The 26,500-nt window shown below is 44.6% G+C and carries 22 protein-coding genes, 1 riboswitch and 1 other annotated feature; of the genes, 7 read left to right on the top strand and 15 right to left on the bottom strand.

Annotated elements, in window-relative coordinates:
• Positions 1-110 precede the first annotated feature (110 nt).
• From FU659_RS38170 to FU659_RS03295, 4 genes are all read right to left on the bottom strand, one after another.
• Positions 111-839: a 3D domain-containing protein gene (locus FU659_RS38170; RefSeq protein ID WP_315971264.1), complete on the bottom strand. Its 729-nt coding sequence runs from the start codon at positions 837-839 to the stop codon at positions 111-113.
• Positions 840-1,024: 185 nt separating this feature from the next.
• Positions 1,025-2,959 (bottom strand): threonine--tRNA ligase, encoded by a 1,935-nt coding sequence (gene thrS, locus FU659_RS03300; protein WP_147946233.1) that lies wholly within the window; start codon positions 2,957-2,959, stop codon positions 1,025-1,027.
• 56 nt (positions 2,960-3,015) lie between these two features.
• Complete coding sequence (locus FU659_RS36785; RefSeq protein ID WP_261807582.1) at positions 3,016-3,141, bottom strand: ubiquitin family protein; 126 nt, start codon at positions 3,139-3,141, stop codon at positions 3,016-3,018.
• Between the two features lie 208 nt (positions 3,142-3,349).
• On the bottom strand, positions 3,350-4,291 hold the full coding sequence (locus tag FU659_RS03295) for a putative sporulation protein YtxC (RefSeq protein WP_147946232.1): 942 nt from the start codon (positions 4,289-4,291) through the stop codon (positions 3,350-3,352).
• A 202-nt stretch (positions 4,292-4,493) separates the two neighbouring features.
• Here FU659_RS03295 and FU659_RS03290 point away from each other — a divergent pair, with 202 nt between their 5' ends.
• Positions 4,494-5,594: a GGDEF domain-containing protein gene (locus tag FU659_RS03290; RefSeq protein WP_147946231.1), complete on the top strand. Its 1,101-nt coding sequence runs from the start codon at positions 4,494-4,496 to the stop codon at positions 5,592-5,594.
• Positions 5,595-5,832: 238 nt separating this feature from the next.
• Here the strand turns inward: FU659_RS03290 and FU659_RS03285 are convergent, their stop codons facing one another.
• The 6 genes from FU659_RS03285 to FU659_RS03255 form a co-directional block, all read right to left on the bottom strand.
• Positions 5,833-6,981 (bottom strand): hypothetical protein, encoded by a 1,149-nt coding sequence (locus FU659_RS03285; protein ID WP_147946230.1) that lies wholly within the window; start codon positions 6,979-6,981, stop codon positions 5,833-5,835.
• Positions 6,982-7,173: 192 nt separating this feature from the next.
• Entirely contained in the window at positions 7,174-8,310 is a 1,137-nt protein-coding gene (gene mqnC, locus FU659_RS03280; protein WP_147946229.1) for a cyclic dehypoxanthinyl futalosine synthase, read from the bottom strand.
• Positions 8,311-8,450: 140 nt separating this feature from the next.
• A complete protein-coding gene (locus FU659_RS03275) occupies positions 8,451-9,623 on the bottom strand; it encodes a trans-sulfuration enzyme family protein (RefSeq protein ID WP_147946228.1) in 1,173 nt (390 codons plus the stop codon).
• Complete coding sequence (locus tag FU659_RS03270; protein WP_147946284.1) at positions 9,623-10,789, bottom strand: aminotransferase class I/II-fold pyridoxal phosphate-dependent enzyme; 1,167 nt, start codon at positions 10,787-10,789, stop codon at positions 9,623-9,625. The genes FU659_RS03275 and FU659_RS03270 overlap by 1 nt, the downstream gene beginning before the upstream one ends.
• 35 nt (positions 10,790-10,824) lie before the next feature.
• Positions 10,825-11,769: a homoserine O-acetyltransferase MetA gene (metA, locus tag FU659_RS03265; protein ID WP_147946227.1), complete on the bottom strand. Its 945-nt coding sequence runs from the start codon at positions 11,767-11,769 to the stop codon at positions 10,825-10,827.
• Positions 11,770-11,870: 101 nt separating this feature from the next.
• Positions 11,871-11,999: riboswitch (SAM riboswitch) on the bottom strand.
• A gap of 962 nt (positions 12,000-12,961) precedes the next feature.
• On the bottom strand, positions 12,962-13,309 hold the full coding sequence (locus FU659_RS03255; RefSeq protein WP_147946225.1) for a hypothetical protein: 348 nt from the start codon (positions 13,307-13,309) through the stop codon (positions 12,962-12,964).
• Positions 13,310-13,559: 250 nt separating this feature from the next.
• On the opposite strand from FU659_RS03255, the gene FU659_RS03250 reads away from it, so the two are divergent.
• Positions 13,560-13,787: a hypothetical protein gene (locus tag FU659_RS03250; RefSeq protein WP_147946224.1), complete on the top strand. Its 228-nt coding sequence runs from the start codon at positions 13,560-13,562 to the stop codon at positions 13,785-13,787.
• Between the two features lie 303 nt (positions 13,788-14,090).
• Positions 14,091-15,026, top strand: a complete 936-nt coding sequence (gene corA / locus FU659_RS03245) for a magnesium/cobalt transporter CorA (protein ID WP_147946223.1) — start codon at positions 14,091-14,093, stop codon at positions 15,024-15,026.
• A gap of 72 nt (positions 15,027-15,098) precedes the next feature.
• On the opposite strand, the gene tyrS is transcribed toward corA, so the two are convergent.
• Both tyrS and FU659_RS03235 read right to left on the bottom strand, forming a co-directional pair.
• A complete protein-coding gene (gene tyrS / locus FU659_RS03240) occupies positions 15,099-16,358 on the bottom strand; it encodes a tyrosine--tRNA ligase (protein WP_147946222.1) in 1,260 nt (419 codons plus the stop codon).
• 49 nt (positions 16,359-16,407) lie between these two features.
• Positions 16,408-16,684 (bottom strand) — a binding site (T-box leader).
• 53 nt (positions 16,685-16,737) lie between these two features.
• Positions 16,738-17,751, bottom strand: coding sequence for an HRDC domain-containing protein (locus tag FU659_RS03235; protein ID WP_187273868.1), 1,014 nt, complete (start codon positions 17,749-17,751; stop codon positions 16,738-16,740).
• Between the two features lie 198 nt (positions 17,752-17,949).
• On the opposite strand from FU659_RS03235, the gene FU659_RS03230 reads away from it, so the two are divergent.
• Both FU659_RS03230 and FU659_RS03225 read left to right on the top strand, forming a co-directional pair.
• Positions 17,950-18,243: a DUF3055 domain-containing protein gene (locus FU659_RS03230; RefSeq protein WP_147946220.1), complete on the top strand. Its 294-nt coding sequence runs from the start codon at positions 17,950-17,952 to the stop codon at positions 18,241-18,243.
• Positions 18,244-18,301: 58 nt separating this feature from the next.
• Complete coding sequence (locus tag FU659_RS03225) at positions 18,302-18,601, top strand: hypothetical protein (protein ID WP_261807581.1); 300 nt, start codon at positions 18,302-18,304, stop codon at positions 18,599-18,601.
• Positions 18,602-18,683: 82 nt separating this feature from the next.
• On the opposite strand, the gene FU659_RS03220 is transcribed toward FU659_RS03225, so the two are convergent.
• Positions 18,684-20,810 carry a glycoside hydrolase family 52 protein gene (locus FU659_RS03220; protein WP_147946282.1) on the bottom strand — a complete coding sequence of 709 codons (2,127 nt, stop codon included), beginning with the start codon at positions 20,808-20,810 and terminating at the stop codon, positions 18,684-18,686.
• A 177-nt stretch (positions 20,811-20,987) separates the two neighbouring features.
• Here FU659_RS03220 and FU659_RS03215 point away from each other — a divergent pair, with 177 nt between their 5' ends.
• The gene (locus FU659_RS03215) at positions 20,988-21,245 is read left to right on the top strand and encodes a helix-turn-helix transcriptional regulator (RefSeq protein WP_147946219.1); all 258 of its coding nucleotides are present in this window, start codon (positions 20,988-20,990) and stop codon (positions 21,243-21,245) included.
• Between the two features lie 47 nt (positions 21,246-21,292).
• Here the strand turns inward: FU659_RS03215 and FU659_RS03210 are convergent, their stop codons facing one another.
• A complete protein-coding gene (locus tag FU659_RS03210; protein WP_147946218.1) occupies positions 21,293-22,777 on the bottom strand; it encodes a tagaturonate epimerase family protein in 1,485 nt (494 codons plus the stop codon).
• Between the two features lie 178 nt (positions 22,778-22,955).
• On the opposite strand from FU659_RS03210, the gene FU659_RS03205 reads away from it, so the two are divergent.
• On the top strand, positions 22,956-23,801 hold the full coding sequence (locus FU659_RS03205) for an AraC family transcriptional regulator (RefSeq protein ID WP_147946217.1): 846 nt from the start codon (positions 22,956-22,958) through the stop codon (positions 23,799-23,801).
• Positions 23,802-24,164: 363 nt separating this feature from the next.
• Here FU659_RS03205 and FU659_RS03200 read toward each other — a convergent pair whose 3' ends face one another.
• Positions 24,165-26,483, bottom strand: coding sequence for an S-layer homology domain-containing protein (locus FU659_RS03200; RefSeq protein WP_187273866.1), 2,319 nt, complete (start codon positions 26,481-26,483; stop codon positions 24,165-24,167).
• Positions 26,484-26,500 lie beyond the last annotated feature (17 nt).

Below are 26,500 nucleotides of genomic sequence, written 5' to 3'. Positions count from 1 at the left end.
GTGCTTGTTTTTTGTTACTTTTGTTCTTTGCCATGTCCAATCACCTCCCGTATGTATAGGATTACCCAAACAGGATATTTTATGATGGGAATTTTCAGCTAACTTTGTTTTTAAAGTGCTTTCGTTGGAGCTATAATTTCGTCCTTTAGTTGGTTCCAGATCAGCTCTGTCACCTTACCGCTGCCATTTTTAACGATAAATACTTTGACCGTTTTCTTTCCCCATTCTTTGTACACTTGATCCTTGGTGTCGAAATACAAGTCAATTTTTTTCCCTTTAATGGCGCTGCCTGTATCCGCCACCACACCATAGCCATAACCAGGAATAAACAAGACAGTTCCAAGCGGGAACACAGATGGGTCTGCCGCGATTGTTGATAAAGCTTTATCATCCCGTTTTACCTTAATGCCTGAGTAAGTAATACCATATTCAGGATGGTCAGGATTTTTCCCCGTAGATTCTTTTCCTGCAAAATAGCCGGTTGCTGTCACTTCCACCGCTTTAAGCTTGGACAAATCGGAGTCTAACCTAGGTACATAGCGATAGTTGAGTTGTTGTTGGTCTTGCGTGACCGGCAGTGCAACAGGCTCCGTATTTTCCGGAGTGTCCATTTGTTGCGGTACTTGTATATGGTTGAGCGTTTCTGCCGTTTTGTAACTGATCGTGTCGTAGTTGGCAACGTCCGTTTCTTTAGCCTGTTCTGCAGCGAGCACCACTTGATGCTGTGGCTCCACCACTTTAACCTCTTCCTTCCCCTGTCCGAGTAAGGCAAACAAAACATTCATAACCATCCACACACTAATCCACTTAGACTGCATAAATATCTCATTAAATATCATTTGCGATACCTCCCCCTACTATAGCAGGTTGTCCAATTTGCTCCATGTTTAAACCTCCGGATGCAGACCCACTCATTAAGATTTCCTACTCAGGCCCTCTTATACATACCCACCATAGTTAAATTTGAAAAAAAATAAGCAGAGGAGCGGCTGCTCCTCTGCTTATCCAACTACTTGTATATGAGTTAAAGTTTTTTACTGATTTCTTCGTTAATCATGGCAACTACTTGCTCAATCGGATGGGTACCTAAATCCCCTTGACCCCGTTTACGTACAGATAAACTGGCATTGGTCACTTCGTTTTCTCCAACGACCAACATGAATGGAATTTTTTCAAGTTGTGCCTCGCGTATCTTATAGCCTAGCTTTTCATTACGGTTATCCGCTTCAACGCGGATACCAGCCTCACGCAGACGTTCAGTCACTTGATTAGAGAACTCCTCAAATGCTGGGGATACCGGAATCACTTTGGCTTGAACCGGCATTAACCAAGTCGGTAAAGCTCCCGCGAAATTTTCAAGCAAGAAAGCTGTCATACGTTCCATGGTGCTGATAATACCTCTATGGATAACAACAGGACGGTGCTTCTGTCCATCTTCTCCTGTATATTCAAGCTGGAAACGTTCAGGAAGCAAGAAATCGATTTGCGCAGTGGAAAGTGTCTCTTCCTTCTTCAGAGCTGTTTTGATTTGTACGTCAAGTTTAGGACCGTAGAAGGCAGCTTCGCCTTCTGCTTCGTAAAATGGCAAGCCTAATTCTTCAACAACCTCGCGCAGCATCCGCTGTGAGGTTTCCCACATTTGATCATCCTGGAAGTACTTCTCTGTATCCTTAGGATCCCGGTAGGAAAGACGGAAGCGATAATCGGTAATGCCGAAATCGGCGTATACTTGACGAATCAAATTAACAACACGGGAAAATTCTTCTTTGATTTGATCCAAACGACAGAAAATGTGCGCGTCATTGAGCGTCATAGCACGAACGCGGTGCAGACCTGTTAGAGCACCTGACATCTCATAACGGTGCATCGTTCCAAGCTCAGCAATACGAATCGGAAGATCACGGTAGCTGCGCATATCCGTCTTGTACACCATCATATGATGCGGACAGTTCATAGGACGAAGAACAAGCTCCTCATTGTCCATCACCATTTTTGGAAACATATCTTCGCTGTAATGTTCCCAATGCCCGGAAGTTTTGTACAAATCCACATTCGCTAATACAGGCGTATAGACATGTTGATAGCCTAGGCGTTCTTCCAGATCAACAATGTAACGCTCCATGGTGCGTCTCAACTTAGCTCCATTCGGCAACCATAGCGGAAGACCTTGTCCAACTTCTCGTGAGAAAGCAAACATCTTCAACTCTTTACCCAGTTTACGATGATCCCGTTTCTTCGCCTCTTCCAAAAGGTGCAAATGCTCATCCAGCTGTGCTTTTTTAGGAAAAGCTGTGCCATAAATACGCTGCAGCATTTTGTTTTTCGCATCCCCGCGCCAGTAAGCACCTGCTACGCTTAGCAATTTGAATGCTTTAATTCGTCCAGTCGAAGGTAAATGAGGTCCGCGGCAAAGATCAAAAAATTCACCTTGATCATAAATCGTCAAAACGACGTCTTCAGGCAAATCACGAATCAATTCCAGCTTGAACGGGTCTTCCAATTCAGTGAAAATGCGAATCGCTTCTTCACGAGAAACAACTCTACGCGTAATTGCGAGATTTTCCCCGACGATACGTTCCATTTCTTTCTCTATCTTCACCAAATCCTCTGGATTAAGCGGTGTTTCCAAGTCGATATCATAATAAAAACCGTCTTCAATAACAGGTCCGATACCTAGCTTAACAGCTTTATCCCCATAAATGCGTTTAATCGCCTGAGCCATTAAATGCGCAGTGCTGTGACGGTACATTTCTAAACCCGCTTCACTGTCTACTGTCAAAATTTCCAGATCAACATCGTGCTCCAAAGCAAAAGATAAATCAACCGATTTCCCGTTCACTTTGCCGCCAATCGCATTTTTCTTAAGTCCGGATGAGATAGATTCCGCGACTTGCTCAATAGTCGTTCCAACTGCATATTCCCTAATCGCGCCATCTGGCAATTTTACTTGTACAACCATTTTTGTCATCCTCCCTAGAGCTATACATCGTTTAGTTTTTCTTAAGTTGCTTATGTTCAATGATGTTCAATTGAACGCAAAAAAGCACACTGCATCCCATAAGGGACGAGTGCGCTTAGCTCGTGGTTCCACCCTAGTTCGATTCGCTGCATGCCGTCGGTATGGCGAATCCTCATCAGCATTCGGTAACGGGAATGACTCCGGCATCGTATACTAGCCAACCTGTCAAAACAGGTCAAGTTCCACAATGCGGCTACAAAGGGGTAAACTTTTCTGTTCACTGAAGGAGATTACAGCCAAGTCTCCTCTCTCTGGGCAGTTCTTGCAGAAAGCTCATGTCTTTGATCTTAACGCCTTCGTTCATTATTATAATTCGCTCGTCCCCGAAGGTCAAGGGGATAGTTGATCCTGCTTTTTACTTTCACCTAAATAAATCTCACAGGTTCGGCAATAGGAGCAAACCGTTGTCCGATCTTCGAATATTTGTCTAATCGTTTTGATAATGGTCATTTCAGGATCACGCGTGTGAATATAAATGGTGGCCGGAGATACCGAAATGAGTGTACTCACAATCATATCCTCGAAATTAATATCTTTTTCGAGCACCTCAAGTTTGCACGTAGCATCAAACTCATCCGCATCAATCAGCTCATGTCGATCATTCAAAATAATAAACTCATGCCCCCCCTTGTGGATGAGATGGGCAACTGGAATTTTGGCTTCTTGAATGTATACAAAATACTGCAGCAGTGAAATAAATTCTTGATATTGACGATCCATCATAAACTCATCGATCGCATACTCAGCAACTTCGCGAAGTTCCTCTGTGTATTCACCAACGCGAAACCGAAGAAATCCATCCAAACTCAAGGTCGGTGTCTCTTCCAAAGATTGCAACAGCAGCTGAGTCAATACCTCCTTACGACGAACCCTGCCAGAATCAATACTGGAAATTAGCGAATCATCTATACTCGGAATGCCATTTAACGATAGCTTACAATAACCCTCTATCGCTTCCACATCGTCTTTGGCCTCATATTTAAACTCTTTAATTATGAGATTCCGAAAAATCAGGGGCTCTATTTCTTCCATAATGTGCTCAGCTAAAATATGCGCCAAGCTCTCTGCTGTTTGATTACGAATCGACAGTGCATCCTTTTCTAGTAAAGTCGTTTGCACTGTTAGACACGCGTGTGTCTCAAAGTGATCATACACAGCCGTTAAACCGCCATCAACGATATGTAAAAGCTTAAGCTCATCAGCTACCTGAGCACTTAGCGAACGAATGTAAGTCTCATCAACCTGCATCACAGTGACTGAAAACAATTCCATGGGCTCACTCCTAACGATCTGTTAAAATGCCTCCTCTAAGAGTATATGGTCGATCAGAACCAGATATACAACGAACTATTTGCCATTTCAGAATCGTAATTTATTGTCGAATCTTCAGGGAAACATATTCCAATCGTGGAGATATTCATGTTATGATACTAACAATAGTGCTGAAGTAGCATATCTTTTGGAGTGGGTATCCATGCAAATTAACGCATACAATCAGGACAAGAAGATCTGGAATCGAAAGTTGTTGAACACCTACTGGGGACTCGTTTTGATTCAAATCCCCTTTGAACTCCTCTATTCGATGTCCGGAGAGCAACCGTTTTCCTTCTTTATTCATCGAATCATTACCTTTTGTCTGATCATGTTTTTCCTTATGTGCTTGATGGAAGTCGTCAATCTATATTGTAAACGACTGCTGGATTACCACATTATTACCGGCGGCGCTTTATTATCGTTTACTATTATTTACTTCAATTATGATGTGAAAATGGTTCCACTCTATTTATTTCTTCCTATGTTTGTGTCGATCTTTTATTTTCAGCGTTCCAAGATTATTTACTCCGTTTCGCTATCCCTTCTATCCATTACTATTCTATATGTCTTTCGACTAAGCGCATTATCCCAATACAAACTGACTGACCTCCTTGCTGTCTTGCCAATTTTAAGTATCGTTTCTTTCATTGCCTTAGGGATCATGAGACGCGGTATAGAAATTTTAGACAACCTGCAAGCCACAACGGAGCTCAAACAAGAGCTGCTGATCAAAAATATTATTATGGATAAATTATCCAAAATAGATGCGTTAACCGATTTATATAATCACATCACCTTTCATGAGTATTTGGATGAACTTATCCAGCAAAGCCAATCTGTTCACTTCTCCATTCATATCGCTGTGCTAGATATCGACAACTTTAAAAGAGTGAATGATACCTATGGACATCGCGCGGGAGATGCCGTGCTAAAGAAAGTCAGCAGCACATTGAAAGATCGCGTAGGATTAAACGATTTTGTCGCGAGATATGGCGGCGAAGAATTCGCCATCATCTTCACAGAAAAAAGTACAGATGACGTATTTGAATTGTTGGAACGTATTCGTTGGCATATCTCACAAACGAAATACGAAGAACTGCAAGGACAAGCCGTGACCATTTCAATCGGCCTTTGCGAGTATCGCAAAGGTACAGGCAAAGAAGTATTGTTCTCTGGGGCAGATCAATCGTTATATACAGCTAAGAAGGCAGGCAAAAATAAAACCATCGTTTTCACAGCACCGCTCAAGGAAGCTAAATAAAGATGAAATGTTACTATATAATAAAGAAGCCTCACAAACCTTAGAAACAGGTTGGAGGCTTCTTTCTGACGCATCGACACATTCATCAAATAATTTATTAACCTCAAAAATCTCTCTAGAGGATACAAAAATAAAGGAATCGTTTATGAATATCATTGCTATTTTGCCAAAAAAGAAGTACAGCGATCCTATCTGATGAATCGGCTGCACCAAAGTCTTATTGATGTCTTAGCTAGTCTCACTTAATCATTGGCATTTCGTCCTTACTATCAATAAGAACAACTTCACTTGGATTCACATGGTACTTCCAATACGTCACCACGCTTTTACCTCCAACAGTCAATTGATAATTCTTCGTCAACGTTACTATAAATTCCCTGCCACCTAGTTCCTCAACCTTCGTTGTAAGTAGAACTTCTATCTTGCTTCCCTGCTTACCACCAACATCTTCATATATCGTTTTTACTTGATCAGGACTTGCAGGAAATTTAGCCTGCTTTGTAAGCACTTTAGCTAATGCGTCCGTCTGCGTAAACCTGAACACATCTTCTTGACTCCAACCTTTTTCAATCCACTCTTTTAGTTCAGGCGATTTAAGGCGCATTGCTTTAGTACCACTTTGGACAAGCGTAATTTGATTTTCTACGGTCATGGATTGGACAAGAGTACTGCCATTATCTAATTTCGATAAAACACTATCAAAAGCATCTTCAAGAGTGATACTTGTACCATTTTGTAGCATTATCCCTAATGTTGTTGGATTGCTTCCTAATGAGACAAACCCATTCTTTGCTTCTCCAATGATTGTAGCTGAATGTAACCAACCTAAAATTTTGGTTATTACCTCATTTTCTTTAGAATCCTCTTTTCTTAATAATAAAGAAAATGCACAGCATCCTGCATGGGAAGGTATTAGATTAGCAGATGCAATACCCTCTATTTTCATATTTCTTAGGAAATCAGTTCCTCCATATAACCTATCAATCACTTTTTGCACGTTGTAACCATTGTTTGGCTTCCTTAACTCAAATATTAGCACATTCCTAACTTCATAAATATGTGAATACTCCAACATCATCGTTTCCGTTTGTTTATGGAAATCATCCCAACCTTTTTGGCGATTATCTTCAGAATTGAAAACATAAACGACAAACTCGCCATCGTCTGCTTTAAACATTCTAGGATATACACCATTCAGTTTAAAGTAAGCCTTGCCTTGCCAGTTTTCAAGGTGCAGACCCTCTTGTTCAAAAGCCGCTTTAACATTAGCGAATGTGAGTAGTTGGTTGCTTGTCACGAATGCCTTCTTGCTACTTACATCATAAAGGATACCTGATACGCCTAGAGACGCTATAATAATCCATATAAGTATGTGCTTTATATCCAAGATCAATTTCTCCTTCCTTTCATTACAAAATCATAACTTACCTTATATCTCTTCCAGATGACAAAAAACGCTTATCCATACTAATCCTCCCGTGGATTTAATATTAGATAAGCGTTGTAGTCATTACACGCAATTTACGTGGTGAACACACTATACGGTGACGTTCATACACGTAAAACAAGCTATGAAGTTTTAGTTCTGCATCACAAAATCTCTATCAATCTTCACGTTAACGTCATCAAACACACGCAAAGTCTGGTACTTCGTATTCCGCTGCGCAGGAATTTTACCTGCCTGACGGATGATATCGAGCGTGGAGGACACGTTGACTTTGTGCGTTGTGCCCGCCGCGGAGACGACGTTCTCCTCGATCATCGTGCTGCCGAAATCGTTGCAGCCGTAGCTAAGAGTCTGTTTACCAACCTCTGGCCCCATGGTAACCCACGATGATTGAAAGTTAGGTACGTTGTCCAGCATAATTCGGCTGATGGCCAGCGTCTTCAAGTACTCCTCAGGCGTTACTTTTTCCGCCTTCATATTGGTGTTGTCCGGTTGGAACGTCCATGGGATAAAAGCAAGGAACCCTGGAGTATTCAGCTTTTGCAGCTTAACATCGTCCTGAGCATCACGAATACGCAGCATATGGAGTGCTCTTTCTTCCATCGACTCCCCGAAACCAATAACCATCGTGCCCGTCGTATGCATACCCAGTTTATGCGCTGTTTGCATAACGTCCATCCAATCACGCCATGAGCCCTTCAGTTTGCTGATTTTGCGTCTTGTGCGGTCATCCAGGATCTCAGCCCCGCCGCCAGGCAAGGAATCAAGTCCCGCTTCGTGGAGTTGTCGCACGACTTCCTCAAGGGAAAGACCATCAGAAACATCTTTCATTTTCATAATTTCGGCTGGTGAGAACGAATGCATCGTAATGTCAAAACGCTTCTTAATCTCACGCAGGATATTCGTATAGTAGCTAAATGGCAAGTTCGGATTCGTACCGCCTTGCATCAAAATTTCAGTACCATCCACATCCAACGTCTCTTGAATTTTTTGGAAAATAGTCTCATCCGGCAGCACATACCCTTCAGCTGATCCGGGAGGACGATAAAAGGCGCAAAAACGGCAATACACATCACAAATATTCGTGTAATTGATGTTTCTTCCAATGACGAAGGTCGTAATTGGATCTGGATGCCATTTCTTCATAATTTGATTGGCGGTATCACCAATTTTTTCTATTTGATCGGATTCGAACAGCGTGATGCATTCCTCTATATCAATCCGTCCGCCTAATTGCGCTTTATGTAAGATACGGTCAATTGGTTTCACGACTACTCACTCCTTCACTTTGATGAAAGCTTGTATCCATTCATCGTATCATATTCATGCCAAAAAAGCAGCACGATGCTGCTTTTAAGAGGTGATATTCCCGAACAGTTATGAACATTTTCTGAATCCATTCCCATTAACTAACCCCGAAGCGCTTGTTCCAAGTCTTCAATAATATCTTCAATATCCTCAAGACCAACCGAATAACGGACAAGTCCATCTGTGATTCCACGCTGCAAGCGAACTTCCTTCGGCATAGCCGCATGTGACATCATCGCTGGATAGGAAAGAATGCTTTCTACTGCGCCCAAACTCACTGCCACAAGTGGAATACGAACTTTGCTGAGCAGCCTCTTCGCTTTCTCGCCAGAACCAACATCGAAAGAAACGACCGCTCCATATCCTAAGGATTGTTTCTCATGAACTGCTCTGCGAGGATGGTTTGGTAGTCCAGGATAAAATACATAGTCAATATCAGGCTGTTCAGAAAGCCACTGCGCGAGTCGACGAGCGCTTTTTTCAGACGCTTCCATGCGAGCTTGCAAGGTTTTCATGCCTCGAATGAGCAGCCACGAATCTTGTATGCCCAACACATTCCCCATGCCATTCTGAATTTGTTTCATTCTGCGTCCCAAGCTATCATTCGCCACGACAGCCAAACCAGCGAGAACATCGCTGTGTCCGCCAAGGAACTTCGTCGCACTATGCAGCACAATATCAATACCAAGCTCAATAGGACGTTGATGATAAGGTGTCATAAAAGTGTTATCGAGCATAGTAAGCAGTTCGTGCTCTTTGGCAAAAGCCGCGACTTCACCGATATCCGTAATTTTGAGCGTCGGATTCGACGGTGTCTCAATGAAGACAGCTTTCGTATTTGAACGCAGCGCGGCACGCACTTCCTCGATATCGGTCATGTCCACGAAAGTTGACTCAATGCCCATCCGATTCATAATGGTCGTAAGTAGGCGATATGTACCACCGTAAACATCTTCCGTACAGATGACGTGATCGCCATTAGACAACAGCATCATAGCTGAAGAGATCGCGGCCATACCGGATGCGAAAGCGAAGCCGCGGGTGCCTCCTTCAAGCATAGCAATATAGTCTTCCAAAGCTTGGCGAGTAGGATTGCCTGAACGCGTATAATCATACTCCGGAGAAACTTCCAAATCTGCTTGATGGAAGGTAGATGCTTGATACAAGGGGACACTGGATGCCCCCGTTACTTCATCAATTTCTGCACCGAAATGAATCAATTTAGTAGCAAATTTACCATGTGGCTTACGATTGTCATCCTTAGACTTACTCATTAGTGAGAATCTCCTTCCAGTTCAGCTTGTGCCTTGCTAAGTGCGTTCGACAGATCCGCAATGAGATCATCAATGTGCTCGATGCCAACCGAGAAGCGCAGAAGACGGTCATCAACACCAATTTGTTGACGAATCTCAAGCGGAATATCAGCATGTGTTTGTACAGCCGGATAAGTCATTAACGATTCGACGCCACCTAAGCTTTCTGCAAAAGCAATGAGTTCAATGTGGCGAAGAATGGGCTCAATCAATCTCGCGTCTGTTACCTTAAAGGAAAAGATACCCGTGTTACCGCTAGATTGCTTGTTCTGTATAGCAAAACCAGGGTGGGTTTCCAATGCTGGATAGTATACCTCATCAATAAGCGGATGCTCCAGTAAAAACTTAGCAATCGCTGTTGCATTAAGCTCATGTCGCTCCATCCGCAGAGCTAGCGTCTTCATCCCTCTCATCAGCAGCCAGCTGTCTTGTGGTCCAAGTACGGCTCCAAGGGAGTTATGCAGAAAAGCCATTTGCTCGGAAAGTTCTTTGCCTTTAGTCACGATAAGACCCGCCAGTACGTCATTATGACCGCCAAGATACTTCGTAGCGCTATGGATGACGATATCGGCGCCTAATTCAATCGGACGCTGAAGGTAAGGCGTTAACAACGTATTGTCAACGATCGATACAATCCCCTTCTTACGAGCCCACGAACAGACTGATTCGAGGTCAGTAATCATCATTAACGGATTCGTCGGTGTTTCAATAACGATACCTTTGGTGTTTGACTGATAGGCAGCCTCCAAACCGTCTAAATCATTTGTATCTACATAGGAGGCTGTTACACCGAATCGAGACATAATTTTCTCAAGCAGACGGTAAGTGCCGCCATATAGATCCAAAGATACAATCAGATGGTCTCCTTGGCTGAAATAAGCAAAGATGGTTTGCAGGGCAGCCATACCTGATGAGCAGGCAAACCCTGCATCGCCAGATTCAAGCTGGGCGATCGCATCTTCGAGCACTTTGCGCGTTGGGCTTTTCGAACGTGCATAGTCAAATCCTGTGCTTTGACCAAGCTTCGGATGACGAAACGCAGTAGCTTGATAAACAGGGAAACTGACGGCACCTGTCACCGGTTCTTGAATAGAGCCAATCTGGGCGAGACGACTTTCGATTTTCAACAAAGGAAGTTCCTCCTCAAAGGGTTAAGTTTCAATTACAATTGTGCGCTTGCAAGACTTTCATTAATGCTGGCGTTCAAATCAAATGGCGTTGCTTGATACACATAATAATTCAGCCAATTGGAGAAGAGTAGATTCGCATGAGCTCTCCATGTGTTGTAAGGCTGTTTACTGGGATTGTTATTCGGATAATAATTTCGTGGAATATCGATGGGAAGCCCTTTATTCACATCCCGATCGTATTCCCATTTCAAAGAACAAGCATCGTATTCCGAATGTCCTGTTACGAAAATATGTTTCCCATCACGCGTTGCGGCAATATATACGCCGGACTCCTCAGAGTCTGATAAAATCTCCAATTCCGGACATTGCTGAATGTCTTCACGGCGAACCTCAGTGTGACGCGACTGCGGCACATAGAATACTTCGTCAAAGCCGCGCAGCAGTTTCGTATTCTGCACCTCAACCGTATGTGGAAATACACCGAACATCTTGTTATCAAGCGGATATTTGGGTACACCAAAATGATGGTACAAACCGGCCTGAGCAGCCCAGCATATATGCAAGGTCGAGGTCACATTTTCTTTGCTCCAGTCAAGGATCTGCGTTAGCTCTTCCCAGTAATTCACATCTTCAAACTCCATCTGTTCGACAGGAGCTCCTGTAATAATCATTCCATCCAGCTTCTCGTCTTTAATATCATCAAATGTTTTATAGAACATTTCCAAATGCTCAGCGGACGTATTCTTGGAAGTATGAGTTTTGGGATGCAGAAGCACGAATTCCACCTGCAGTGGCGTATTCCCAATCAACCGAAGCAGCTGAGTCTCAGTTGTTTCCTTCGTTGGCATTAAATTCAGCAATGCAATACGAAGCGGACGTATGTCTTGATGATACGCGACAGATTCATCCATAGTGAAAATGTTCTCTTGGTTTAAAATTTCTTTGGCTGGCAGGTTGTCAGGAATCTTGATCGGCATCCTGTTCACTCCTTTTTCTCAATTTTTATGGGCAATAACGCAAAAATGACCTTCTCTGGGATCAGAGAAAGGCCATAGTAAAATACAAAGTCAATGTCCTTCTCTTATCTCCCAGATTCGCTATACATAGCGTTTCCGCAAGAATTAGCACCGTGCATCCCTTTGCTTGCAAAGGTTTGTCGGTTGCCGGGTGTCATAGGGCTAGTCCCTCCACCTACTCTTGATAAGATCGTAACTTATTCAGTTGTTATTAATAATACTATATAATCCGGTGTTGTCAAGCAATTGAGTCCTTCATCGAGAGCTAATTAGTCTCAACACAGGGATTCACTCCCCCACCCAAGCCCCCTCTCCCCCGAATAGGGGATTTATTTACTTCAAACTGCTGTGCTAAAATTTTAATTAAATTTCTTTGTGGCAAGAACAGGAGTGTAATTAAATATGCCTTATTATGAATTCAAAGAGCTCTGGACTCCGCTTAAATTAATTGGAATACGTTTCTATAAAGATGAAAACGGGAGAACGTGGGTCAAGTTGTTCCGGAAACCAAGGCGTTTACTGCGCTAATCTTTTCTTTTACATCAGTCGATACTTTCATCTCAAGCAATATATGTGATTGTCATCTATTTTAGAATCGTCCTTGTTTGGTCTGCCGTTTTTTCTGTCATTCAGATCGATCAATTTCGTACATGCGGAGTTCGTGCAAATGGTACCAAGCCTTTAATGTTTTGTTATAATGCTCTTTCCCTGCCCATTTCGGAATGGGCAAGCATCCATTTGTTTCAATGGCACATAAATTGTTGTATCCACATTGAACTTGGAGGAGATTATTAGATGGCTTTTACCAATTACACTTACCCGCAATATCCCGTTGCAACTCCATATTCCGTGGTAACTGGCTATTCTGTAGCAACTCCCTACCCTATTCCAGTTCCAACCCCCTACTACCCTTACTATCACCATGGCTGGCATGGTGGTCATTGGCATGGAGGATGGCACGGAGGACATGGTGGCCACCATTGGCATGGAGGTGGTCATCACCACCGCATTGATCAACCAAATGAATAGCTATCTGTATAGAGAAGGGGATTTCATCCTTCTCTTTTTTTATTCATTCAGATACTTCAATTGTTGCATCTTTCACTGTATAGGCAGTATTTTGCGTCTTCTCTGCCTCTCTGAGCTTGAAAAGTTATTTAATAACTACTGTTCCGTCTTTATTGACGCTATACGATATAATAGATGACTGCTTTCCCTCATCGTCTTGAACGAAGGCTTCATAATCGCCCAATTGCGGAGGATTGAATCCCATGGACCCGCTTGTTTTTTTCGTATGATACCCATAAGTACTAAATCCTTTACTAATGGGATACGCGAACAATTTAAATCTCTTGGAGGTCTCACCTTCCCAAGAAAAAAACAACGTCTTCTTCCCTTCGTCATATTTCACTTGAAAATTTGAAACGCTCGCTTCGGCCTTTTCGGCGAATGCACTAGGAATAATCAAAGCAGCCGCTATTAACAAAATCCATTTTTTCATTCTTACCCCTCGACAGTCCTTTTTTTGGGAACCACGCAAGCTACTCTATTTATCTAACTTCTTAATTCATTTATCTAGATACCTACATTTTCCAACAAATGTTACTATTTGTAAATATAAATTCGAAGTTTAGGAGTGATAAAGCCATTCTTGAAAGTAATTGTTTGAACAGCCTGTCATATGGTTAAAAAGATAGTAATATGATTAAACTTATTCATATATCATTTCTCTAAGGAAAAGAGGTCATTTTATGCTGACTCAAACTTCGGACAAATTTTCCGCCTTCATTTCATTAAATCGGTATTTCACTTTAATTGAGACTACCAAGCCCACAAGGCAGCAAGCTGAAAAAGCTGCCGCCTTACTTTGTCGCATCTACGGTGCAGAAAACGAAAAAGAATTGTTTCAGCTAGGTGATCCCGAATTGATTGCAACCTATAAAGAGATAAAGCATGAGATATTGAAAGCCGCTATGTAATTTCATAGTGGTTTTTTTCTGTCCATTTTCATCTTGTATCCGAACCCAGCGAGCCGATAATCGCTCAAATATTTTGGCATGAAACGGGTCTTGAAACAGGTATAATGAAGGGTTATACTAGACAAGTATTCGACACGGACGGAAAAGGGGGGCATACGGTTGGACGGAGACCCGAGGAGTAGTACCTACGACGAAAACGAACAATTACATAGTGTAGGAATGCAGTCGGTTCTTCCTTTATCCGGGGCCTCGCTCATATAGACGGATTGAACAGACTGATTCCCTTCAAAGGGGTGGAGTCAGATGAAAATACGATGGGTTCAAGATGGCATATTTACGTTAATCGATGACGTATCCGTCGCATTAACACCTCCGGAACGAGGCTTTTATTGGATAGACGCAGGAATAGAAGACTTAGAGCTTCTCCAACCTTTGTTCCATCTGCATGATTTGGCCGTGGAGGATTGCTTAAGCGAAGAAGAACAACGACCAAAAATTGAGATTTATGATTCGCATTATTTTATTGTTATCAACAGCATTCGATTTGACGATGAGGAAATCTTTCTACGGGCACTTAATCTTTTCCTTAGCAAACATGTCATTATTACCGTAACGAGGCAAAAAATTAATGAGCTTCGCGCGCTTAAGCCTTTCTTGTGGGAAGAAGAAGTAAACAGCGCGGATCGATTTCTCTATCATCTAGTCGATCTTGTCGTCGATAACTACGTGGCGGTCGGAGACCGTATTGAGGCCAAGATCGAAAAGTTGGAAGAAGATATTTTGATGGCGACCAAAAAGTCCCATTTGAATGAAATCATTGGGCTTCGGTCCGAAATTTTATGGCTCAAAAAGGTGCTCGTGCCCCAGCGCGATGTTATAGGTACACTCGGTAAAAAGGAGCTTAGGCTCATTGACCATCAACTGCAAAAATATTTTGGCGATATCTATGAAAATGCTGTTAAAATCGTGGACACGTTCGATACATTGCGCGATCTTATGGGCAACTTACGAGAAGCCTATCAGTCCAGCGTAGCTAACCGAGCGAATGAGATTATGCGGGTGTTTACTGCTCTTACAACCATATTCATGCCGCTAACGTTCATTACGGGTGTGTTCGGAATGAATTTCGAAAACATGATGTTCGTGCATGTCGAGCATGGCGATGAAATTGCGCTCGCATTTATGGCGGCTTTGGGTATTGCTATGTACGTTTTATTCCGTAAAAAAGAATGGCTGTAGAATTCATCTTCCTACCTAAAAATAAAAGGGCTTCTTGAAGCAGTAATCTGCTATCAAGGGCCCTTTTATCTTTTAACCTAGTCTCACTTTAACGATTTTCCGTTTGCCGACTTGAATGATATCTCCATCCTGCAGGAGAATTTGTTCATGGATGTTAGCAATCCTCAGCTCATTTATTTTGACGGCACCTTGTTCAACACTTCGCCGTGCTTCTCCTTTGCTGGATTGCAGCCCTATCGCGACTAATAGGTTGATTATAGAGATTCCACCCATATCCAGTTCGCTGCTGTCAAATTGAACTTCGTCGATTTCATTCGGCAAGGCTCGTTTTTGAAATACCGTGATGAAATGCTGTTCTGCCTCCGCCGCCGCTTGATCACCATGATACATCTGCACATAAACCTTCGCCAGTTGCATCTTGGCATCTTTCGGATGCAGCGTGCCAGCATCTAGTTTTTGTCGGAGTTCATCAAGAGACTCATTAGAAATAGACGTTGTTAACTCATAGTATTTGAGCATAAGCGTGTCTGGGATAGACATCGTTTTGCCAAAAATTTCGTTAGGCTGCTCATCAATGCCAATGTAATTCCGTAAGCTTTTACTCATTTTCTGTACGCCATCCAAGCCTTCGAGCAGCGGCATCAAGATAGCGATTTGCCCATCTTCCCTCTCATAAGCGTTTTGCAGCGTTCGCCCCATCAAAATATTGAATGTTTGATCGGTTCCACCCAACTCAATATCGCTTTGCAAAGAGACTGAATCATACCCTTGCATCAGGGGGTAGAAAAATTCGTGCACATGAATAGGTTGATGATTGGCGTATCTTTTGGCAAAATCATCTCGCTCCAGCATACGTGCAACCGTAACTTTACCTGCCAGCTTCAAAACATCATCGAATTTCAGCTCTCCGAGCCAAGCGGAGTTATAGTAGAAGGTTGTTTTACGGATATCTAATATTTTGGACAACTGCGTTTGATACGTTTGCGCATTACGCTTAACATCTTCCTCCGTCAATTGCTTGCGCGTTTCAGACTTGCCGGTTGGATCGCCGATGCGTCCTGTGTAATCGCCAATAATGAGCTGAACCTCATGTCCCAAGTCTTGAAACTGGCGTAGCTTCTGGAGAACGACGGTATGGCCGATGTGAATATCCGGTGCGGATGGATCTAGGCCGAGCTTTACTTTAAGCGGCTTGCCTGTGACGACGGTTTGAATAATTTTCTGTTTAAGAGCCTCTTCCGGCACAATATCGGCGACTCCGCGTTTGATGACAAGCAGTTGTCGTTCAACCTCCTGCTGCTGATCCTGTGTAAGCTGATTCCATGTTGACATCGATATCCCTCCCCTAGCGTGAAAAACAAAAAGACAACCTTCTCGTCCCCAAAGGGACGAGAAGGTTGTCTCGCGGTACCACCCTAATTAAAGAGATGCCTTCGCTGCAGCTTAGAAGCCCGCCAAGATTCTCTTTCACTTAGATCGTTAACGACAAATAAATGCCGGGTAAAAGCTACTGGTGCTTCTTACGAGCACGTTCCCTTCACCTACTCAGAACTGTAATTCGGATGTATGCTTGCATCGGTTTGCACCTTACACCGACTCTCTGCAGCAGAGGCATTTCTCCTACTCAGGGCAACGCCCATGTCCGTCATCGCTTTAATCGTATTTAGATTAATGATCATTTAATCACAAAGCTATATCCCTGTCAATCTTCTTAGCTGGCTGCTTGAGAAGCCAGACTCTCCTTCTCGCGCCGGAAGCGCAGACGGAGCAATCGCAGCCACTCATAGGCCCGATCGAGCTCTTTGCCCTTGAGCTCCTCTGTACCGGTAATACGCTGCAGCACCGGTTTCAAATAGCGATCTCCTTCCGTCTCGAAGGCATTCCATGCTTTAATCTGTTCTTCTTCCGGAACAGCGGCAAGTTCCACTTCAACTATCGGGTCCATGTCATAGCCCTCCCGCTCCAGATCTTCCACCCACAGCAACAGCTCTCTGCGCGGCATCGTTAATACCGCTTGCAGGTCAGCGAGGCTGCCGCCTCCTGCGACGGTCTCAAGCAGCTTGCGCTTGCTGGCCTCACGGTCCAGCTCCATGCGCAGCTTTTGCTCCTTCTGTGCGAGAAGCCACGCCTCAAACTTAGCTGTGTCGACGCTCTTGGCCACCCAATCCAAAGGAAATCCGTTCGTACGTGTATGCTCAGCGGTTAGCGCCAGCACATCGGCCGCGTACATCGCCGTCTTCTGCTCCCCGAAGCCTGGAATTTGTTGAAGCTCTTCTTTGCTTTGGGGCAAGAAGACCGAGATCATACGCAGTACACGATTCGTTGCGAGAATATAAGGCGCTTTGCCTTCGCGAGCAGCTTGTTCGCGTCTCCAGGCGCGGAGCGTTTCGAACACGTCCTCACTCGGATGTTCTTCGCAATAATACGTCAGCATTTGCGTCATTTTGGCTTTCCCTGACAGTGCTTGGGCAGATTCCAAATCTGTATGCACAAGCGGCCTGTAGCCATGACGCACTTTTTCCCTCAGACCTTGTCGGAAAGAACTCAGCATTTCATCCCAGCTAATCCCTTGATACCACTGATCCTGCTGCATACTACCGGCACCATTAGGCTCATTCCAAAAAACGTGCCAGATTCCTTGGGATTCTCCAATCGATACTTGCGCAGATTGAACCCGATTATCCCCCGCTTCTTTCTCTAATGTGTTTAGAAATACGACGTTCATGCCATCTCCTCCAAATCGTACTTGAAATAGTTTCAGAAAAACGAAAAAGCACCCTCTCTGCGCATGCGCGGAGAAGGTGCTTCCTTTTTCCAATATCCAAATCATACCATGTTTGTCAGATGGGCGCAAGATGTGTTTTGTAGACGAGCCTCTTTCAGGTATAATAGGTTTATACTAGAAAGAGAATGGAGAGCCCTTATGTCTGATTACGACTTTTTATACGACCATCAGGAAGAAACAACGACACGTTTTGTTTGTTTTATAGGCGAAGCGCTGCATCGTTTTGATCTCGCGATTATGACGACAACCCGCTACTTTGGCAAGAAACTCGTAATCGATCTGCAATCAGGACGGAGCGCAGTCATCGGGCCGGATGATTTGGCTGAAGATGGCTATATCGAGTATGCTTTCAAGCTTAATGAAGAACAAGCTGCAGAACTTGTTGAATTTTTATCGCAAATTATTGGTTCTATTCATTTCACGGATATTTAAAGGCATGACGGGGGACACTGGAAAAAGCTTTAGCAACCTAAATTAGGAGGCTTCTTCCATGAGTGCCGAATCACATGAAGAAAATCGACGATCAGCAGGCTTCATTGATGAAAATCGAGATGCGTACACAGATCTGGAGACGGTTGAATCACAGCGAAATGACTTGATTGCCGAGGAATTTCCTGAAGGTCCTTACGGCACAAGCCTGAACACCGAATCCCTGGGCAAAAGCACGCCGTGGCGTAAAGATCAACGTCCGCCTAATCAATTCTCCTACGAGAATCGTGAACTCCACGCAGGTATTAAACGAGACTATCCCGGCGAAGACGATAAACGAAACGAGCCACTGAATCAGTAAATTTGCGCATGGAAAAACCAGTCAACCGCTCAAACTTGGAGTGGCGACTGGTTTTTTGTTGTAGGTGTGAAGCCTGACTAGGCTAAGCCTTATAACGGTCTTCTTGCAGCCAAAGGATGCTGGTCACGCCGCGGGGATAATATTTGCTCCCCAGAATTTCACCTGACAGGATTTGATCGCTCCAGCTCCAGAAACTCAGCTTCGGATGCGTGAGCCATGCGACGTGTGCAGCGTCTGCCGCCGCTCCTTGTTCATCCCAAGGAAGTCCCAAAATTTGACGCGCTACGAATTGGCACAGGTAGATTTTGCTCAGCCATGAATTGTTGCTTGTCGATGAAAGCTTCCAGCCCCCATCAGGAAACAAACAAATCCCAGGAACAAGGACGGTCGCAAGATGCTTCTTCAACGCCTGGATGTAAAAGCCGTAACGGCCATTCTCATCGAGAGCAGCCGTGCACCCTGTAAAGTAAGGAAATACGAGACACTCTATCGCAGGTATAATCTTGGAATCATTCCCTTCGCCGATAACGGCGGGAATATAGCCTCCATCGGTTACAAATCCAACGAGCGTCGTTGCACATTTCAATGCCTGGTCAGCAGCCATTCGCGCAAGATCTTCACGACCATTTTTGTTAAAAATCCGCTCCATCGCTACGTAAGAAGCCCAACACTTCCCAGCCAGATAGATGTTATTTCGCGCCTGCCCCAACGAAACGTCCAAACTGTCGTAGGTGGTGATTTCCGCTCCACCCATTGTACGGGTACTGTCGAGCGCCATAATCCCGTTGCGTACAGCTGGATCCGGATGATCCCTATTTAACATACTTTGCAAACACTGCTCGAAGATTGGTATGTTTTGCTCCAGCCACGACTGATCCCCTGTTTTTTCGATATAGACAGCGCCGCATAAAATCCAGTTGACCAACTGCTCATGTGTCATGTGAGAAAAACAACCATGCAGTCCATACAGTTCGTAAGAAGAATAGCTTGGTCTTGAAAGTGTATTGGCCACGCCCATATCATGCGTAAAGCTAATGCCTCCCGGATACTCGGCAGCATCACCTGGAAAACATACCCGATCCTCATACCTGTAGCGTTTGGCAAACATATCAAGCTCATTTTTAACCGTCCAGGGATTCAATTCGAGTTCATAGAATAGCTGATCAACCGTGAGATCGAACGTGTTCATCATCCGATATTCTCCTTCATTTACAACCCAGAACGGCTCATCATCCATTTCCAATAGCTGTGTGCTGCCATAGTAGCTCCGAATCGCATGAGACAGCATGTACTTCTGTTCATCAGATAATCGCGAAGCTGCAATACGCTCATTACTTTGATCGGCAAGAGCTGACAACTCTTCAAAATGCTCCAAGGCGTAGCTTGCCACAGCTTCAATATTTGTAAATAGACGGGCATACAAATACGTTGCGTCATGACCTGCTGTAACAATACCGGAACGATGGAAACACAGCGCAAAGCGATACGTCCGTTTCTGGCCAGCAGGCGTATCTGCAAAAAGCGCACCTACAGCACCCAGTCCAAAGGTCAAATTTTCAATCGGATGCACAGTCAAAATATCTTCCAGACTAAAATGCAACGCTGAACGAACCTCCGGATCTCTAGACACAATCGCGGTGATCCGACCTTGACCTACACCTGCCGCCCCATCTATCGTGTCATCCAATCGACGCATCGAGCTGTAAGGATCTGACCCTTCATAACCAAAAAACATGCGTCTTGAAGCGTTCCCTTTCGTATTATCCACCGTGATTTCAGCAAGAACAGCCGGTACCAAGGCAAGACGAAGCTCATCATCCGTCGCGGAGCGAGGATCGGGCACAGACTGAACTTGCGAAATGAGACGAAAGGTCAAGTCACCCGCCGACCAAGTATCCGTACCGACCTGAAATTGCCTTTGTAAGGCTTCATGCGCAAAAGGAAAAACAATTTTAAGTTTATTCGGATTCGGGTCCGGGTTATCGATGTCATAACGTTGACTCTCATCTTCTCCCTCTTTATATTCAAAAAAAGGCAGAGCCTCGTAGGTGTTGCCTTGCGCGGCTTCCAGACCGATATAAAGGTTCTGTTCTGGCGGACGTCCTTGCTCTAGGTCAAATCCCCCTTTCTTACCTGGGAATCCAAGCGTGAAGCTTGCAAACGCCCCGATTGGAGAATGATGGGCATTAAAAAATGAGTTAGCAGGCATGAAATAGTTGCTCCCTTCATGATCATATGCCCTAATCATATGATCACCTCATCCTTATTCCCATGGGCAAAACTTGCTAACATTTGGACAAAAGATACATCGATTATCTGGCAGTCGTGATATACTTAGCCATAGCAAAGTGATGAAAACAGCAGCCATTCAGCCGAGCCGTTAGGGATTGAGCAGCTTGCGGAGTACTTGGGCTACAGCCCCACGCATTGCAATCGCGTGTTTCAAAAAGCATACGGGATCTCGCCGCGCCAATATGTGAGCATGATCAAGCTTCGTAAAGGGAAATTGCTGCTCATGGACCCAGCTCTGTCTATCGAACAAATTGCTGATCAGCTAGGCTACAGAGATTTGTCGCAGTTTAGCAAACAATTCAAAAGATGGACAACAATGTCTCCTACAGCCTATCGGCACTTATCTTACTAACACGCAAAAAAGCCGACCTCCTTAACGTCAGGAGATCGGCTTTGTCTTTATTTACCCAGCAGTTCCAAATGCTTGCCAATGTGATGGCGAAGACCAGCAGCAAAGGTGTCTTCTTGATCAGCCAACGTTTGAAAGAACTCGTCAGCAAATGTTTTGCTGCCATTGGCATTTTTCGCTTGCAGCAGCAAACCATAGGTGATGTGCAGCAATTGGCGGGCATTATTTTCTTCCATATAATTAGGAAGCTCAGCATCTGTTACATCTGCAAGTGGCACAATGGCATCAATGTCGGTTGTTACATGGTAATATGCCGTCGCTTCTTCAAAATGTTCAAGCGCATATTGGTGCATACGACGATAGAGAGAAGGATTCACTTTGGCCACAACGCGAACAGCTTCTAACCAGTTCGTACCTGCGGTCTTGATATGAAATAGCCCCTTAGTGTATTGTCCGATCAACGGGAATACGCTGAATTTATCGCTGCCGGAGTGGATGCTTAGCTTATATTCAAAGTGAACGGCAATGGCCGCATGGCTGGCTAATTCACGCTCAAACTGCGCAATGTCTCCAATGTAGTCAATGCCTTTCTGAAATTCCCCACAGAAACGCGGAGCCATACTGAAAATCGTAACACCGCGCTCGCGAAGCTCGTTTGCCACCAAATAATGCGCTTCAGGCGAGGTTGGCGTTGCGGTTTCATCAATCGATATTTCGAAATCCACAGCGCGATCAAGCGTCGCGATATACTTCCGATAAATAGCTTCCATGAAATTGATCGCTGCATCATAAATTAAGACATCTTTCTGAAGCGCTTCACGCGAATAATCCAATGTGGCTCCAGGAACGTCAGCCGCGGTTTCCAAGTAGCGCTGCTCGTAGTGACTACGTACATGTGCCGGCAACTGCTCGTACTTCGCAGCAATTTCCGTTTCGGAAAGCGATTCAATCGTATTATCGATATTTTCAGAGCAATCGAGTGTCAACATCGTAAAGCCAAGACGCAGAGCATACTCGATATCCGCTTCTTTCTTCAAATGGTCACCGTCAGCGCCATAGCCGTCTTTGTAGCCTTCTTGGAATACTGCATAAGCAGCAGCATCGAGTACATCCTCATACGTGCGTCCTGTCAGTGCAAGCTCACGAATGCTTTGCTGCGCCAAGACAGGACGAATGTCCTTGCCGCGAATCGTTTGAATATGTCCGGGACTAGCTATGCCAAGTCGGTCTCCGAGTCCCATTGTGGCGACTTGTGTACCAAACGCCTGTGGAGCTGTATAAGGCAAAAACGTGTTAAGCACCAAACGATTTTCATGAGAAAGCGGTGCTACTTTTGCGCCATCAACTGCTTCTCCATCTAGTTGATCATAGAGGCTGCCTTCACCTACAGCGATAAGCTTCTTGCCTGCTTCTGTCTTTACCAAAAGAAGCGAAGTGCCGTCTACTTGTGTAAATGATGGCGCATACACTTTCATATCAGGTGAAGAGAATGCGGATAAATTTCCGGATTGGATAGCTTCGATTAATGTTTTCATTGTGAGTCCTCCCTTATTTTCGTAAACGCTTGCTAAAAAGAATGATTAGATTCATCATATCGCAAGGTACGAAAATTTTCTCTTCATCTATTCCTATTTTCAATAAAAACTATTCATATTTTTCACTAAAATCATGGTATACTGCAAAGAAAACCATTTCATATAAGGAGGCACCTTAATGTCGCAGACAGTCACCTTCGGGAATGAAGATGAAGGACCTTTTTATATCCAGCATATTCATCGTACTGGTTTATTCGAAAGAACGCAGCACATGCATGACATGTACGAGCTGTATTATTTATATGAGGGTGAGCGCATGTATTTCATCCGTGATCGCTCCTATTTGATTCTCCCAGGGGAACTGGTCCTCATAAACCGGCGGGATCTGCATGCAACTTCGGATTCCGATAAATTAGGTCATGCGCGCGTGGTCATTAATTTTGACGATCGTTTCTTGGAAAATAGGCAAGAAGATGCCCCCTTTCTACTCGATGCCTTCACTCATGATACCCCGGTTCTACGGCTGGATTTGCCGACGCGTCGCCTGGTGGAAGACATACTCGCCAAATTAATTCACGAAGCCAAGGAATCGCAATTGGGGCAGACCTTTGCCCTTAAACAATATTTGAGTGAGCTTCTTCTGTTCACGGCACGATACGTTCGTATGAATCCCATGGTCTCTCCTGAACATGTCTCCCCACTGCACCGAAAAATATCGACAATTGTGCGGTTCATCAATACGCATTTCGCAGAGCCTATGCGTCTGGAAGAATTGGCTGTTCAGTTCGAAATAAGTCCCGCTTATTTAAGTCGGATGTTTAAAGAAATTACAGGATTTTCACTTGTCGAATACGTCAATTTGGTACGTGTTCAAGAAGCTCAACGTCTATTGACCGTCACGAAATTCAAAGTTATTTTAATTGCGGAACAGGTCGGTTTTGGATCTCTCGTCCAATTCGGCCGCGTATTTCGCCAAATTACGAAAACGACGCCGCTTCGCTATCGTCAATCAGCCCGTACTTAACTTAGGGTAACTTAGTGAACAAAAAACGAAGAAATAACCTTTATCCAACAAACCCGAATATCTGTTGGGATCATACAACAGCTTAAAGCTCAAAGAAATTGCCGAGGAAGAATAGGCACGCTGAAGAACCTTTCTTATCAATGTTGGAAGGTTCTTCACTGGAGTGAGAAGCGTGTTATTTAATCCAAACTGGTTCTGGCCGGTATATGACCTAGGTCTTGCATACGAATAGAAAAGGACAGACGGAAATGCAATCATTTCCTCTGTCCTTTTTCTGTTGTATCAAATGCAATTAATTTTTTTGAACTCACACATACCTGCCTCAACGGCTGTATTGTTGTGTTGTGGCAAGTATGTTGTTTTCTATTCAGACTTCATTTCTCCGCCTTCGGCACGCCATTCAAAACGATGCTCCGTGGACGCTTCTTCAATGTGACCAAACGCCCAATGAGTACCAGGGACGTCAGACCATGTGGGGATCTTCATGCCATACAACGGTCCGCGCTGCAGCAATCGATTCAGTATTGTGACCGCCTCCGCTCTCGTTAGCTGGCGCTCTGGTTGAAAAGTACCGTCAGGGTAACCATCCATCACTTCAGAGGCCATTACACGGGCAATGGTTTGCTCTCCCCAATGTCCTTTCGTATCGGAGGCTCGTACCTCTGCAAACTCACGGAGATTCATCCAGGCAGAGACGATGGAAGCCATTTCAGCCCGGTTGATAGAACGCTCCGGCTGGAAAGTACCATCCCCCATTCCTTTCATGAGCCCTAAGCGTCCAGCTTCCTTAATTTCTTGATACGCCCAGTGAGCTGCATCGACGTCCTCATAAGTTGATATTTCTCCCTGCCTGTTTTCATACACACGCGAGAGCAGCGCAGCCATTTCCGCGCGACTGATTGCTTTCTCGGGCCGGAACTTTCCATCGGGGTAACCAAACACATAAGTATGATGCTGTCCCGTGTTTTTCACCTTCATGCTAAAGAGTTTCTTTCGGATATCGCTATTGCTTGATAGGTCACCCGTATAAACAACAGCTGTAAGATCACCCGGACGAACGGAATGCTCAAGAACGAGAATTATTTTGCCATTCTCCAAAATGACCTGGGTGACGGGAATTTTTTTCCCGTTTACCGTCACTTCAAAATGTTCCTTCACAATTCCTTCATTGGCACCGTCATGCTCAATCGTGATGCGATTTCCATCCAATGTGGCTATCGCCGTCGTATCTGCAGGCGAAGAATCCGCTGAGCCATTGGAATTCGATTTTGACGTTTGATCAAGCTGCACCAAGGTGAACGTGCTGAACTTGTCGATTTCGATTTCAATGCCGTAAGGCTGTCCATTTTGATATACGATCTTCCCCGTAGCCAGTTCCTTCTCTCCATCACTGTGCTCAATGAAAACCCGGATCCCCTTCAGAAATGCGTCTTGATTTCCCGCCGGCACAATGCCGTTAAATGGAATAAGCAGCTTGGTCGCAAAATTCCGGTAATTGGTTTCGATCTTCTGCGGAGTGCCGACGACCGTTGCTTTCCCGTTGACACTGCTGGCGGCTTGATTCACTAACTGCTCCTGTAGTACTCGTGTCGCGACCACTTCCCGCTTCTGTTCATCGCGAACAGGAACTATGCGGAAATACAAATCCATGGACTGCTGCTTCATGCGCTGCAGCACGCTGTTGTCCAGCCCCAGAATTGCAGTTTCCGTCTCCACCTGAATGGACATGCCGTTATTGGCCAGTGTCGAGATACCGCCTGCCGCAATTTGAATGGCTTGCTCATCCGGCACGTCATTCGCAGGATGGTCCATTAGAAGACGTGAAACCTTTTCTCCCGTCACCTGACTTTTGTCGATGATTTGATCGACGGCTGATGAGTCCATGATTGTCTTATCAATACGAGACTGGTCTGACATGACGATTCGGGTAATACTGAGCAGATTCGTGAATCCGCCATTTTCCCCGACAACCTTGACGGTTCTGACATTGTCTTTCACCGATGTTTTGGTGGCGTTCTTGCTCTTGATAATCAACAAGAACGGGCGCGAGGCCGAGCGATTGTTTTTGGACACGCTCGCGGTTACAACTACGCTTTGTTCTTCCTCCTGGTGCTTCACCTGACCCTCAAAAGTCGTTCCTTGGCCATCACCAATAGACAGAACGCTCGGAAGGCTGGAGGCCCAAGATACCTTCGTTTCATGCTTGCCGACAGACAGCAAGAAAATATCCGAGGTGACGCTCTCCCACGTATCACCGTTGCGGAAGCCAATGCTCAATTGATTGAGCGCGTCCTCCAGCTCGCTGTCGATGTCTGTTCCGGCTCTTTTCAGCACAACGAACGTGGTTCTGGTTACTTCTGTTCCTTGACCGACAATCACCGTATATCTGCCTAGTTTCGCATCGCTGGCAAGCAGGAACGAGGCCTCGTAGCGCTTGTCTTGTACGGGAAGCGAGCGCACATAGTAGCTTTGGTCGGCAGGACTGAATACTTTCACAATCACATCGGACGTATCGGCCGTTCCGCTGATCGTCACCCGTTCTCCTTGAAGCTTATCGCTTATGGATGCTACGGTTGCCAATGACGGACTTGCATGTGCTGCCGGAATCGGAGCCAAGTAAATCAGCAGTGACAAAATAAGCGCCATATGAAAAACTTTTTGTACCCAAATGTTAGGTTTCAAGCGGATTGCCTCCTCCT

The organism is Paenibacillus sp. N3.4 (genome assembly GCF_008017805.1).
In the GTDB taxonomy this organism is placed as follows: domain Bacteria; phylum Bacillota; class Bacilli; order Paenibacillales; family NBRC-103111; genus Paenibacillus_E.
This window is presented reverse-complemented; position numbering and strand designations above follow the sequence as displayed.

Bases quoted from the DNA above. Each gene is read 5' to 3' on its own strand.
- FU659_RS38170 (WP_315971264.1), bottom strand. From the start codon at position 839: ATGATATTTAATGAGATATTTATGCAGTCTAAGTGGATTAGTGTGTGG.
- thrS (WP_147946233.1), bottom strand. From the start codon at position 2,959: ATGGTTGTACAAGTAAAATTGCCAGATGGCGCGATTAGGGAATATGCA.
- FU659_RS36785 (WP_261807582.1), bottom strand. From the start codon at position 3,141: ATGCTGATGAGGATTCGCCATACCGACGGCATGCAGCGAATCGAACTA.
- FU659_RS03295 (WP_147946232.1), bottom strand. From the start codon at position 4,291: ATGGAATTGTTTTCAGTCACTGTGATGCAGGTTGATGAGACTTACATT.
- FU659_RS03290 (WP_147946231.1), top strand. From the start codon at position 4,494: ATGCAAATTAACGCATACAATCAGGACAAGAAGATCTGGAATCGAAAG.
- FU659_RS03275 (WP_147946228.1), bottom strand. From the start codon at position 9,623: ATGAGTAAGTCTAAGGATGACAATCGTAAGCCACATGGTAAATTTGCT.
- metA (WP_147946227.1), bottom strand. From the start codon at position 11,769: ATGCCGATCAAGATTCCTGACAACCTGCCAGCCAAAGAAATTTTAAAC.
- FU659_RS03255 (WP_147946225.1), bottom strand. From the start codon at position 13,309: ATGAAAAAATGGATTTTGTTAATAGCGGCTGCTTTGATTATTCCTAGT.
- FU659_RS03250 (WP_147946224.1), top strand. From the start codon at position 13,560: ATGCTGACTCAAACTTCGGACAAATTTTCCGCCTTCATTTCATTAAAT.
- corA (WP_147946223.1), top strand. From the start codon at position 14,091: ATGAAAATACGATGGGTTCAAGATGGCATATTTACGTTAATCGATGAC.
- tyrS (WP_147946222.1), bottom strand. From the start codon at position 16,358: ATGTCAACATGGAATCAGCTTACACAGGATCAGCAGCAGGAGGTTGAA.
- FU659_RS03235 (WP_187273868.1), bottom strand. From the start codon at position 17,751: ATGAACGTCGTATTTCTAAACACATTAGAGAAAGAAGCGGGGGATAAT.
- FU659_RS03230 (WP_147946220.1), top strand. From the start codon at position 17,950: ATGTCTGATTACGACTTTTTATACGACCATCAGGAAGAAACAACGACA.
- FU659_RS03225 (WP_261807581.1), top strand. From the start codon at position 18,302: ATGAGTGCCGAATCACATGAAGAAAATCGACGATCAGCAGGCTTCATT.
- FU659_RS03220 (WP_147946282.1), bottom strand. From the start codon at position 20,810: ATGCCTGCTAACTCATTTTTTAATGCCCATCATTCTCCAATCGGGGCG.
- FU659_RS03210 (WP_147946218.1), bottom strand. From the start codon at position 22,777: ATGAAAACATTAATCGAAGCTATCCAATCCGGAAATTTATCCGCATTC.
- FU659_RS03205 (WP_147946217.1), top strand. From the start codon at position 22,956: ATGTCGCAGACAGTCACCTTCGGGAATGAAGATGAAGGACCTTTTTAT.